General features: G+C 41.8%; 11 protein-coding genes, 1 tRNA gene and 1 rRNA gene. 7 read left to right on the plus strand and 6 right to left on the minus strand.

Features of this window, described 5'->3' with window-relative positions; all coding sequences use genetic code 11:
• Positions 1–11 precede the first annotated feature (11 nt).
• Positions 12–126, plus strand: a 5S ribosomal RNA gene (rrf, locus tag CWB80_RS20210).
• A 378-nt stretch (positions 127–504) separates the two neighbouring features.
• On the opposite strand, the gene CWB80_RS20215 is transcribed toward rrf, so the two are convergent.
• The 4 genes from CWB80_RS20215 to uvrD form a co-directional block, all read right to left on the minus strand.
• Positions 505–1,353, minus strand: coding sequence for a CZB domain-containing protein (locus tag CWB80_RS20215; RefSeq protein WP_138602665.1), 849 nt, complete (start codon positions 1,351–1,353; stop codon positions 505–507).
• Positions 1,354–1,425: 72 nt separating this feature from the next.
• The gene (locus CWB80_RS20220; RefSeq protein WP_138602663.1) at positions 1,426–2,547 is read right to left on the minus strand and encodes an ABC transporter substrate-binding protein; all 1,122 of its coding nucleotides are present in this window, start codon (positions 2,545–2,547) and stop codon (positions 1,426–1,428) included.
• Positions 2,510–4,579 (minus strand): GNAT family N-acetyltransferase, encoded by a 2,070-nt coding sequence (locus tag CWB80_RS20225; RefSeq protein WP_138602661.1) that lies wholly within the window; start codon positions 4,577–4,579, stop codon positions 2,510–2,512. The genes CWB80_RS20220 and CWB80_RS20225 overlap by 38 nt, the downstream gene beginning before the upstream one ends.
• Positions 4,557–6,722, minus strand: a complete 2,166-nt coding sequence (gene uvrD / locus CWB80_RS20230) for a DNA helicase II (RefSeq protein WP_138602659.1) — start codon at positions 6,720–6,722, stop codon at positions 4,557–4,559. Before uvrD ends, CWB80_RS20225 begins: the two co-directional genes overlap by 23 nt.
• Positions 6,723–6,981: 259 nt before the next feature.
• On the opposite strand from uvrD, the gene CWB80_RS20235 reads away from it, so the two are divergent.
• The gene (locus CWB80_RS20235; protein ID WP_054554878.1) at positions 6,982–7,206 is read left to right on the plus strand and encodes a hypothetical protein; all 225 of its coding nucleotides are present in this window, start codon (positions 6,982–6,984) and stop codon (positions 7,204–7,206) included.
• A gap of 122 nt (positions 7,207–7,328) precedes the next feature.
• A complete protein-coding gene (locus tag CWB80_RS20240) occupies positions 7,329–7,697 on the plus strand; it encodes a YacL family protein (RefSeq protein ID WP_138602657.1) in 369 nt (122 codons plus the stop codon).
• 32 nt (positions 7,698–7,729) lie between these two features.
• On the opposite strand, the gene CWB80_RS20245 is transcribed toward CWB80_RS20240, so the two are convergent.
• On the minus strand, positions 7,730–8,359 hold the full coding sequence (locus CWB80_RS20245) for a peroxiredoxin-like family protein (RefSeq protein WP_054554876.1): 630 nt from the start codon (positions 8,357–8,359) through the stop codon (positions 7,730–7,732).
• A gap of 120 nt (positions 8,360–8,479) precedes the next feature.
• On the opposite strand from CWB80_RS20245, the gene CWB80_RS20250 reads away from it, so the two are divergent.
• Complete coding sequence (locus tag CWB80_RS20250) at positions 8,480–9,100, plus strand: dUTP diphosphatase (RefSeq protein WP_138602654.1); 621 nt, start codon at positions 8,480–8,482, stop codon at positions 9,098–9,100.
• Here the strand turns inward: CWB80_RS20250 and yrfG are convergent, their stop codons facing one another.
• Positions 9,101–9,757, minus strand: a complete 657-nt coding sequence (gene yrfG, locus CWB80_RS20255; protein ID WP_054554874.1) for a GMP/IMP nucleotidase — start codon at positions 9,755–9,757, stop codon at positions 9,101–9,103.
• A 61-nt stretch (positions 9,758–9,818) separates the two neighbouring features.
• Between yrfG and nudE the strand changes: the two genes are divergently transcribed.
• From nudE to CWB80_RS20270, 3 genes are all read left to right on the plus strand, one after another.
• Positions 9,819–10,391: an ADP compounds hydrolase NudE gene (gene nudE / locus CWB80_RS20260; protein WP_171041565.1), complete on the plus strand. Its 573-nt coding sequence runs from the start codon at positions 9,819–9,821 to the stop codon at positions 10,389–10,391.
• Positions 10,384–11,181 (plus strand): 3'(2'),5'-bisphosphate nucleotidase CysQ, encoded by a 798-nt coding sequence (gene cysQ / locus CWB80_RS20265; RefSeq protein ID WP_054554872.1) that lies wholly within the window; start codon positions 10,384–10,386, stop codon positions 11,179–11,181. Before nudE ends, cysQ begins: the two co-directional genes overlap by 8 nt.
• Positions 11,182–11,421: 240 nt before the next feature.
• Positions 11,422–11,498: transfer RNA gene (locus CWB80_RS20270), tRNA-Met, on the plus strand.
• Positions 11,499–11,650 lie beyond the last annotated feature (152 nt).

Genomic DNA, 11,650 nt, shown 5'->3' on the forward strand with positions numbered 1-11,650 from the left:
AACAAAATTGGCTTGGTGACAATAGCGTTATGGACCCACCTGACCCCATGCCGAACTCAGTAGTGAAACGAAACAGCGCCGATGATAGTGTAGCAGCTGCTATGTGAAAGTAGGTCATCGCCAGGCTCCAAATAAGAGAAGCCCGATTCGAAAGAGTCGGGCTTTTTTGCGTTTTGAGCTGTCAGCTTTCAGCCGTCAGACTTCAGTTGAACTGCGGGGTTGCCCTGTACAAAGTCACCCTCAGCAACAAAACCCCGTAGGCACTTCAGTGCCGAATCTAGACCATAACAAACACATTCATGGCTGAAGCCATTCCTAAAAGTACACTTTGTCTAGAACCTAGAACCTCCGGCAGAGGGAGACGCAGCCCCAAACATCCACACCGGGCGGCTGAACGCTGAGGGCTGAAAGCTGATAGCTCTGCGATGTGTTGGGTTTCGCTCCGCTCTACCCAACCTACGCCAGAACTTAACACTTTACCCTTTCAAACTTGCTAACTAGCGGCTAAAAAAGCCCATACTCTTCGGTTTCTTCTGCTTCGTGGCGCATGAGGTGTTCTGGGCGGAAGATGGCGCTTGGGTCTAATAGTAAGCTGTGTTTATGCTTCATTTTAATTAGCCCGCGCATCATGTTTTTAGTTTGTGGGTCAACATCAAAACCAACAGAGGTAAGCTGCTCTAACGGTTTGATATCTTCTTTCTTAACATTAATATTGTCTTCGACTTTATCGACCAGAAGCCCCATATGAGGTGTTACACCGTCTTTAGTTGTAAAAATGATGATTGGCTTGTAATCAAGGCTTATCTGCTCTCGGGCCGATTCAAACAACCGGTTTAGCTGATTAAGAGTTTGTCGTTTTTTTTCTTCAAATAAAATAATTACAGAATCTTTTGACTGTGTTTTCCGTACTTCTAAAAGTTCGCTAGCCATAACATGTAGTGCATGGTAGGGCTTTTCAAGTTTGGCAACAATGCTCTTAAGATCTTCATTATCAGTCTCGAAATCTTTGTACCAGCGACTAAATGAGGACTTACTTGGATCTAGCGAATTTGTGATGGATGTTCCAGTAGATAGGTTGTTTTCTAATACATTAAGCCATTCTAAGTGCTCTTTTTCTCTTTCAACTAATAATTCTGAAAGCGCGGCATTTACTTCGTATGTTGACCTGTTATTTAAAACTACCCCCAAATCAAATATGGGGGTCGGCGTGTCCATATAATCTTTGACCCCGATAAAGCTCTTATTTTCATTGGGCAATGAGGTTAAATTACCCTCATAACGTTCAGTTAGAAGAATATCAAGAATTTTTAATGAAATGGTCTTGTGCCCAACTCGGAAATTAATCAGATCCATATTTCCCTCAAAGCCTTGTTAAGTCTTTATAGCATAGAACATTATTATGTTTTTAGTGATGGATTTACAAAATTACTTTTTGAAATAGGAGCGGTAGATTTTTTTATTATTTCCAGCACTATGACTATTAAATAAATCAGCGAATTCAGATGTGTCAGTGAAGAGGTGAGTTAGCTCGGTCAGCAGACATTGATTGTTTAGAGGCGTTGGGCATTTTTGGGCAGCGCTAACCAATGCTACGGCATTCAAATAACCTTCAAATATAATTCTATTCGCACTCGTGTGATAAGGCTCGATATCTTCAATAAACTGCTTACACCAAGGGTTTTTACAGTTATTAGGGTCGGGTACCACTTCAGTGACCATAATGTTGGCGGGCTGTTTCACTCGCTGATATAAATCATGGCTCGAAACGAAAGACACCGAAGTATAGTCTGGGTTGAAGTTTTGTTTGTTTGCTGCATTAATGAATTCAGCGAGAGGCTCGTAAGTGCCGACTAAACAAATTGCGGTTGCTTTACTTTCTTTTAGAAGCGCTAAAGCTTTTGAAATATCATCACTATTGCGCTTAAACCGAGCGACTTCTACAGGTTTAATACCATGTATTTTTAATGCATTAACAAGGTTGTTTTCTACCATATAGCCAAACTCATCGGCTTGGATCATCAAGCCAATTTTTTCATGCTTACGCTCTTTCACGAAATAATTAATTTGCTCTATGGCTTCATCTTGGTAGCTCGCACGAAGATTAAATACATTTGGCATTGAGCTATTATGTAAAAAATCAGCGCCTGTAAATGGCATTAGAAATGGAATGCGGTGCCTATCCAGAATAGGTTTAATTGCATGGGCTGTTGGTGTGCCCATAGAGCCAAAAATTGCATGGATCTTTTGATCAAATAAAAACTCGCGAGTATTCACTACGGTATTTTTTGGCTCATAACCATCATCAGCTAAAATCAGATCGATACTTTGCCCATTAATACCGTTTTCTTTGTTGATTTTATTAAAGTAAATATTACTGCCAAGCGCCAGTTGTTCGCCTATTTGCTTTGCGGGTCCAGTGAGCGCAGTGGACATGCCGAGTTTAATGGTAGGCTGTGCGTGTTCAGCTAAAGCTATCTGAGGTAGTAGCAAGGTACAAATACATAAACACTTAATGGCTGTGATTTTGAAGTGATTTATAGTGAGCATACCAACCTTGCACTGCGGTTTTGAACTGTGACTCTAAGTCTTTTTTACCTGTAAAACCGGCTTCTTCGATTAAGCTATTTACAGAGGTTTGCTGTAATACTAGTCGAATAAGGATGAACTTTGTATGTTCATCTAATAAATTTAGACTAATTGGTGTGCTCCAAAGTATTTGCCATAGCAATGGCTGTACTTGGAAGAGGTTAATATCACCAGTTAACAGCCGCTCAGCTCTGGCATCTAAGGCAGAAGATAGATCACTTTTTGGTAAGCCTTTGAATAGCTCTGCAATAAGCTGCCAAGGAAGTGAGTTAAAGTGATCAAGGAGTTGCAAAGAGAAATCTTGCTTAAACTCTTCTATTAACAGTGCTGCGCTATCTGTCGTTTGCTTATCTAATGCTTTAACCACTAAGGCAGCATGTTCTGCCGTTGCTTTGTCATGACTAAATCCAAGCTTAACAACGTTGAAGCCATTACTTTGCCAAAACTTAATTAATGTCGCATTTGCGCCAAAGCTAGCACCAAAATAACTACAATTGCTTAATTGGCTTTCGCAGTGGTTTAACAGGGCTGAGCCTATACCTTGCTGATGACATTCAGGTGCAACAGCTATTCTCACGACTCTCGCTGAGTGTTTACACAAATCTTCTGCTTTTCGGCTTAATTGAGTCAGAGTTTGCGCCATTAAATGACCATGTGGCCGACGCTTTCCTCTTATAACCTGCTCTGCAATCTCAGGCGTTAAGCCACCCTCAATAGCAATTAAGCAAACGGCTTTTAATGCATTTTCTTGTTTGCAGATAGATAGCTGTAGCTCTGGGGCATCAAGCAATTGGCGTAAGTCGTTTACCGTGGTTTGATAATGAGCCAACGCCAATAGCGCCATAATTTGGCTAAGCAACTGCTCATCATCAATGAGTTGCTCTTTGCTTATGCTTTCGAATTGATATGACTCTTTACTCTGCGTTTCTAGATATTTTGCATCAAGTAATAGTAGTTCACGTAGGCTATTTTCTAGGGGGTCATACTTGGCGAAACGAACAGGTTCATCCAAAGTAATTGCCTTTAGCGATTTAAATTGGCTACGTAAGTAATGTAAAAAACGTAACGTGTAACCACGCCCATTTCCTTCATAACCAACCATAGTGCTGGCAAATACGATCCGTGGATAACTTTTTAGGATCTGCAATAGCATAGGAACCGGAATCGCTGCTGCTTCGTCGACAAATAACAGATCGCAATCAGGTTTTTCATGTAGCAGTGTATCTGGCGCAATATAGCTAAGGTTAGCTAGTTGCTTACAGTTTTGCTCTTTGCTAACACCAAGCTCAGCGGCTAAATGCTTAAAGCTTGTTTGTACGGCTTTGGCTTGGGTGGCGCAAATTAGGATTCTTTTATCTTGAAGATTTGCTGCTGCAAGCCCTAAAGCGGCTGACTTACCACGACCTCGGTCTGCACTGATCACAAAAGGACGATTAGCGCGCCCTGTTGCGGTTTTAATAATTTGCTCAACACATGCTTGTTGTTGCTGATAATTTATCTCAGCAGTTGCTGGCGAAATAGATTGGTAAGCAGGAGGCGAGTGCTTAGTAAAATAATGTGGCTGCAATTTTAGCTTGGCGAAAAAGCGCTGATTAAAAAAGCTGTGTTTAATTTCTTCGCCATAAGAGGTAATACTTGTGAGTGCTGGGTCTTGCCAGTTATTATCATCGGGCAGCAATAATATCAGTACACCGCCTGCTTTTACGGTACCGGCAAGCGCGGCTAGTTTATCGGCATATAAACCGCTAAAACCATCAAAAATTGCGTGATGAAACTCTTGACCAAGAATCTGGTGAGCATGTTTTGGGAACTCACTATTTGCTAATAGTGAGCTGCTACTGAAAACATAGGTATTTTTAAGCGCTAATTGGTTTGCAAACTGATAGCACCAAGTTTCGCTGCCTTGCACAATGACAAGCTGGCGATGCTTTGCAATCACCAGCTCATTACATAGCGCTGTTATATACTCATTATAAGGCTTGAAGTCTTGCATACTGTGTTACAAGCCATTTGCTGCCTAGGTCATCAAAGTTCACTTGAATACGTGACTGTGCGCCGCTACCTTCGTAATTGAGTACGGTTCCTGCACCGAACTTAGCGTGTAATACGCGCTGTCCTAAGTTAAAGCCGCTATCTTCAAATGCGGCATGTGTTACTGATGGACTAAAACGACCTGCCGCAGGTGGCCTTGAAACCTGTGTTTTAATACGAATTTCTTCGATACAGTCTTCAGGCATTTCGCGTAAAAAGCGTGATGGGCTGTGGTATTTTTCTTGTCCGTATAAACGGCGGCTTTCTGCGTGGCTAATATATAGTTTTTCCATCGCGCGAGTCATGCCAACATAACATAAGCGACGTTCTTCTTCTAAACGACCAGACTCTTCATTACTTTGTTGTGATGGGAACATGCCCTCTTCAACACCCACCATAAATACCAGCGGGAATTCTAGGCCTTTTGCTGAGTGCAGTGTCATCATTTGCACCGCGTCTTCGTGCTCATCAGCTTGACCTTCGCCAGATTCTAGAGAGGTATATGCCAAAAAGCCTTGCAGTGGTGAGCTGAACTCTTCATCTTCAGGGAGTTCGTATTGACCACAAGCACTAATAAGCTCTTCTAAGTTTTCTACGCGGGCACGGCCTTTTTCACCTTTTTCAGCTTGATACATTGCCATTAACCCCGAGCTTTGAATGGTGTATTTCGCTTGCTCTTCTAGGGTGAGATCGCTGATTTTATCTTCGATATGCTCAACAAGTTCTAAGAATTTTGTCACGGCACTTGCTGCACGGCCAGATAAGTGCTGCTGCTCGATAATAGCTTTAGCGGCATACCAAAGTGGCAATGACTCATTGCGCGCGCAATCACGAATGTGGCTTAGTGTTTTATCACCAATGCCGCGAGCAGGGGTGTTAATAACGCGCTCGAAAGCCGCATCATCTTGACGGTTACCAACTAAACGTAAATACGAAAGTGCATCTTTGATCTCTTGGCGCTCGAAGAAGCGCATACCGCCGTAAATACGGTATTTTAAACCTTCTTGTAGCATTGCTTCTTCGAGTACACGAGATTGCGCATTGTTACGGTATAAAATCGCGGCGTCTTGTAATGCATTACCTGCATTTAGCCAGCTACGTAGTTTGCTGCTAACAAAGCGCGCTTCGTCTAATTCATTAAACGCAGCGTAAACTGAAATCGGCTCACCATCATTGCCGTCTGTCCACAGGCTTTTGCCCATGCGTTCAGCATTGTTTTTGATCAGCGCGTTTGATGCTTTCAAAATTGTTGCCGTTGAACGGTAATTTTGTTCAAGGCGAATGGTTTCGGCTTCGAAGTCAGTTAAAAAGCGTTTGATATTCTCAATTTTTGCGCCACGCCAGCCATAGATACTTTGGTCATCATCACCTACGATCATAATACTGTTGGTGTTACCTGCGAGTAATTTTAACCAAGCGTACTGAATCGTATTGGTATCCTGGAACTCGTCTACCAGCATATGGGCAAAACGCTGTTGATAGTGACGTAAAAGTGTTGGGTGGTTCTTAAGTACTTCGTAGCAGCGCAGCAGTATTTCTGCAAAGTCGACTAAACCTGCGCGGTCACAAGCCTCTTGATATGCAGCATAGACTTTCAGCATCATTTGCTCATTAATATCGTAGGCTTGAATGTCTTTAGGGCGCAGACCTTCATCTTTTTTCGCGCTGATATACCAACCAAATTGTTTTGCAGGCCACTTTTTATCATCGATGTTCATCGCTTTAAGTAAGCGTTTGATCATACGTTGTTGATCGTCAGAATCTAAAATTTGAAAGCTTTCTGGCAAGTTCGCTTCACGGTGATGGGCGCGCAGAATACGATGAGATAAGCCGTGGAAAGTACCAATCCACATACCACCAACCGGTGCTTTTAACGTTTCTTCTACACGAGTGCGCATTTCTTTCGCGGCTTTATTTGTGAAGGTTACCGCAAAGATACTGTATGCAGAAGCTTGCTCAACTTGCATGAGCCATGCGATGCGATGAACAAGTACTCGAGTTTTACCAGAACCTGCACCTGCAAGTACTAGCATATTTTGCAATGGGGCTGCGACTGCATCCCGTTGTTTGTCATTTAAGCCATCGAGTAATTCAGAAACGTCCATCGTTACGCCTTTTCAATCTATAATGGGTGGAGTATAACAGGTGTTTATGCAAGGCTAAATAAAATACTGTTTTTATAAACAGCTATTTTGGCAAGTCATTAAAATTGAAGTATAAAAATTGTGAATTTGACCGATTTTTAGCAAAAAAAACTAAAATCAAAATAACGCTCCTTTTTAACACTTTGATTTGTAAGCCATAATAAGTTGGCATAAAGTGTGTTTACTAAAAGTATAATCATTAAAAACTACAGAGGTTAGTATGGCAGAGCAAGGTTCTGGCGGTAATGTAATCGCAGCAATATGTAATATCTTTTTTCCTGGTTTAGGGCAATTGGTACAAGGCCGTTTAATGGCGGCTATTGCATTCTTTTTAGCATGGGTTATCAGTGGGGCACTAATTTACGTTGCAGTTGGCTTTATTCTACTGCCAATCGTATACCTATGGGCGATTATTGATGCTGCGCGCTTCAAATCGCGACTCTAGCTATTTTAAATAGCATAAACACGAGCGCCCCGTTGGCGCTCGTGCTGATTTAAGACTACAAAACTCGCCACGTTTAGCTGCAAACGGTATAATTAGCAGATAACGTATTAAGAGTACCCTCCATGGAATATCAATTTATCCGCGATCCTATTAGCGGTTTACGCATTAAAATCTCCTCTGAGCATGCAGTTATTGGCCGTTGGCTAAACGAAGAAATCGGTAAAGAAAAAATCGCGATGGTACAAGCATTGATCTCTGCGGTTAAGAGCAGTCATGAGCCTTTAACCTTACAAGGTCAAGAAATTGATTTGATCTTAAGTAAAGACGAAGCGCTGTTCGAAGCACATGCGTTACATCAAGACAACGAAGACTTAGTTGCCTACCAAGATGATGATTTAATGCTTGAAGAAGAAGGCCTGTGCAGTGGCTGTGGTTTTGAAGACTTTGTTGATTTAATTGAATCTTGGCAAGAATTTACACAAGGCCGATAAGCAGACATATGTTCTGCTTATCGGTTGCTAATTTATTGCTCGCTCACTGATTTAACAGCCGCTAGTAATAAATCTTCTGTTAAGCGTACTTTGTAATTTGGGTTGGCGTATTGAAAATTAACTAACCCATTAGTGTCTATAACAAACACTGCAGGTACGGGTAACGCTACTTTCACTTCGCCCTCTAACGAGACAAAGTTAACCCCAAGTTTGTTGCGGTAAATCTTTGCTGTTTTGTCATCTAAGTAAAACGCTAAACCTAACTTTTGTGCCAACAAAAGGCTGTCGTCAGACAATAATTGATAGTTTGGTGAAGTAATTTTTGATTCAGCGAGCTTTTCAGGACTATCTGGCGAAACGGCAATTATTTGTGCTCCTAAATCCGCTAGCTCTTTCTCAATTTTTTGGACATTGGCCAATTGCTTTGAACAATATGGGCACCAGCCACCACGATAAACAATGAGCACAGTCGTTTTTTCTTTAAAACGCTCAGCGAGTGAGACGGTTTTACCGTATTGATCTTTTAACTCAATATTTGGCACTGCTAAGCCGGGTAATAATGGGCTAACTTGCTCTGCTGATTCGGCAATATTGGTTGCAGTCGCAGCAATAACTTGGCTTGATAGTACAAATAGTGCACTGATGAGTAGAGATTTAAACATGGGTTTCCTCGGTTATTTTTATCAACTGCAAAGCAGACCTGATCATATGTGTTTTTATTTCATCAATGACAAAATTATCTGTAGTATATACATAATTGAAAATGCAAGTTGGGATAAAGAATGTCTGCTAATTTACAAAAACTCGTTGTTATGCTCGAGATGCAAAATGCGATGAATACTAAAGTTCATGAGCAATGGTTTAGCCAAGGTTTTGAATGGTATCGTGCAATTTGGGTTGAGTGTGCTGAAATGCTGGATCACTACGGTTGGAAGTGGTGGAAGAAACAAACCCCAGATACAGAACAAGTTATTTTAGAGTTAGTTGATATTTTCCATTTTGGTTTATCTTTACGTATTGATGGTGAAACCAGCTATGAGCAGTTAGCTGCACAACTTGAAGCTGAGTTAAATGCACCAGTTCAAGCCGATGATTTTAAACAAACACTCGAAGTGTTAGCTGGGTCAGCTGTCGCTGAAAAGAGTTTTAATGCAGCCGCATTTGCAGGTTGTATGGCGCAAATTGGTATGGATATCGATGATTTATACCGTGGCTACGTTGGTAAAAATACCTTGAACTTCTTCCGCCAAGATCATGGCTACAAAGATGGTAGTTATATCAAAGTGTGGAATGGCCAAGAAGATAACGAGCACTTAGTTGAAGTGGTAAAAAGCCTAGATACAGAGCATGCAGATTTTGCAAAACTTGTATACCAAGGCTTAGAGCAGCGTTACCCGAAGTAATTATTTAACGGGTATAAACTCGCGAAAATCGATGGTCGATAAAAAGCCATCGAACTGTTTATGCGGTTGCTGACTATCAGGGTTGGCAACCGCAAGTATATGACCAATACCAAACTCTTTTGCCGCATCTAGCACGGCGGGGCTGTCATCCACAAATAAAGTCCGTTCCTTATCAAACTGCCATTCTTGATGTACTTGTTGCCATAATGGTTGATGCTCTTTACTCACGCCATATTGGTGAGTTGAGATCACCCCATCTAAGTAATTATCGATAGCAGTATGTTCAAACTTTAACATGGCACAATCTGGGTGCGCGTTAGTAAGCATGATCAATTGCTTGCCTGCTTTTCTAAGCTCAGTTAAGAACGGCGGAACATCTTCACGAATTCTGATTAAATGTTGAATGTCACGTTTCAGTGCCATAATTGGTAAATCAAGTTGCTGCTGCCAATAATCTAAACAGTACCAATTAATTTGTCCGTGAACTTGTTGATAACGATGTAAAATGTCAGCTTTTGCTGCGTCTAAACTGATTTTATGTTTACGCGCATATTGCTCGGGAATAACGGTTAGCCAAAAGTAATTATCAAAATGCAAATCGAGTAGGGTGCCATCCATATCTAACAACACAGTATCGATTTTTGACCAATTTAACATAGGCAATTCACTTTAAAAGATTTATGATGAGCATAACTGCCATGATAGCAAATTAATGCCAATGACACAGAAAAAGCATCCTACACCACCGCAAATTTTGTCTAATGAAGTTGTCGCTAAAAGTCGACTATTTACTGTTGAGTCTCTCGAATTGAAGTTTTCAAATGATGAACAAAGGCAATACGAAAGAATTCGTGGCGGTGGCAGAGGTGCAGTGATGATAGTGCCAGTAACGGTCGATAACGAACTGTTATTAGTGCGAGAGTATTGTGCAGGCACCAATGATTATCAGTTGGGTTTTCCAAAGGGCTTAATTGACCCAGGCGAAACACCTCAGCAAGCTGCAGACCGGGAGCTTAAAGAAGAAGTTGGTTTTGGTGCTAAGCATTTCGCTGAACTAAAAAAAGTCTGCATGGCGCCAAGTTACTTTAATGCCACTATGCATATTTTGTATGCTGAAGATCTCTACCCTGAAACCTTACCTGGTGATGAGCCAGAACCGCTTGTCGTTGTAAAATGGCCAATAACTGATTGGCAATCATTATTGCAACAAGAAGACTTTACTGAAGCACGAAGTGTCGCAGCTTTGCTATTATTAACAAAGTACTTAGAGTCGGGAGCGGGCAATGAATGATTTTTTAGAACCGTGTATTCGGTTAGCTGAGCAAGCAGGCGATGCCATTATGGCCATTTATCAGCAGGATGATATTGGTGCTGAGCAAAAGTCAGATCATACTCCGGTCACCAAGGCTGATTTAGCATCAAATGATGTGTTAATGGCAGGTTTGAAGAGCATAGCCCCCGACATTCCAATTATGTCAGAAGAAACACCGATCCCAGCGCTGGCAGATAGAAAAGATTGGCACCGTTATTGGTTGCTTGATCCTATGGATGGTACCGGGGAGTTTATACTTGAAAGCGGTGATTTTGCAGTCAATATCGCTTTAGTTGAAAATAATCGCCCAGTGCTGGGTGTTATTCATTGGCCAGCGAAACAAGTGACTTATTTTGCAAGTTATCAAAATGGCGCATTTAAACGTGAAAATGGCCAAGATCAACAAATTTCAGTAGCAACACCCGATAATTTAACCTTAGCAGTAAGCCGCAGGCAAAAAATTGAAGCGGTCAGTCAGTATTTAAACACTCAGTTTGCTACGGTAGCATTAGGCTCATGCTCATTAAAAGCCTGTATTATTGCAGAGGGTAAAGCTGATTGCTTTTTACGTATCGGACCAACTGGTGAGTGGGATACTGGTGCGTCACAAGTGATTGTCGAAGAGGCCGGTGGCTGCATTACCGATGCTGAATTCAATCCGTTAACTTACAATCAACGAGAAAGCACAGAAAACCCTGATTTTATCGTGATGGGTCACCCCGATTGGGAGTGGCAAAAAATGATTAGTCCTCATCAGCGTGCATTTTAACTTTGTTTTGTGTGCTTTTTGTTCGCTTGAGTTAAATTTGTCACTATAACCCTTGATTTCTAATCTTATTGCTATATGATAGCGCTCTCTCTGAAACAGGGCGTCGTTAACATGCTCATGTTACTAAGAGATTACAGGCGCGGGATGGAGCAGAATGATAAATCATTCGTCGGACTCGCTAATACCTGAAGTCGAAGGTCGTCGGTTTAAATCCGGCTTCTGGGACTCTAAACATACAGGCGCGGGATGGAGCAGCCTGGTAGCTCGTCGGGCTCATAACCCGAAGGTCGTCGGTTCAAATCCGGCTCCCGCAACCAATTCTTTGAATTGGCTGACTTCTTAAATTAAGTGAGAAGTAAAATAAGCTTAATATTCAGGCGCGGGATGGAGCAGCCTGGTAGCTCGTCGGGCTCATAACCCGAAGGTCGTCGGTTCACAGCCGGCGAGCGCAACCCACTCTAAGACCTTC

The sequence above is a fragment of the Pseudoalteromonas sp. S1650 genome (genome assembly GCF_005887195.1).
Lineage (GTDB): Bacteria > Pseudomonadota > Gammaproteobacteria > Enterobacterales > Alteromonadaceae > Pseudoalteromonas > Pseudoalteromonas simplex.

Coding starts and splice junctions, on each gene's coding strand:
- cysQ (WP_054554872.1), top strand. CDS start 10,384: ATGAATGATTTTTTAGAACCGTGTATTCGGTTAGCTGAGCAAGCAGGC.
- CWB80_RS20240 (WP_138602657.1), top strand. CDS start 7,329: ATGGAATATCAATTTATCCGCGATCCTATTAGCGGTTTACGCATTAAA.
- CWB80_RS20245 (WP_054554876.1), bottom strand. CDS start 8,359: ATGTTTAAATCTCTACTCATCAGTGCACTATTTGTACTATCAAGCCAA.
- CWB80_RS20215 (WP_138602665.1), bottom strand. CDS start 1,353: ATGGATCTGATTAATTTCCGAGTTGGGCACAAGACCATTTCATTAAAA.
- CWB80_RS20220 (WP_138602663.1), bottom strand. CDS start 2,547: ATGCTCACTATAAATCACTTCAAAATCACAGCCATTAAGTGTTTATGT.
- nudE (WP_171041565.1), top strand. CDS start 9,819: ATGACACAGAAAAAGCATCCTACACCACCGCAAATTTTGTCTAATGAA.
- uvrD (WP_138602659.1), bottom strand. CDS start 6,722: ATGGACGTTTCTGAATTACTCGATGGCTTAAATGACAAACAACGGGAT.
- yrfG (WP_054554874.1), bottom strand. CDS start 9,757: ATGTTAAATTGGTCAAAAATCGATACTGTGTTGTTAGATATGGATGGC.
- CWB80_RS20225 (WP_138602661.1), bottom strand. CDS start 4,579: ATGCAAGACTTCAAGCCTTATAATGAGTATATAACAGCGCTATGTAAT.
- CWB80_RS20235 (WP_054554878.1), top strand. CDS start 6,982: ATGGCAGAGCAAGGTTCTGGCGGTAATGTAATCGCAGCAATATGTAAT.
- CWB80_RS20250 (WP_138602654.1), top strand. CDS start 8,480: ATGTCTGCTAATTTACAAAAACTCGTTGTTATGCTCGAGATGCAAAAT.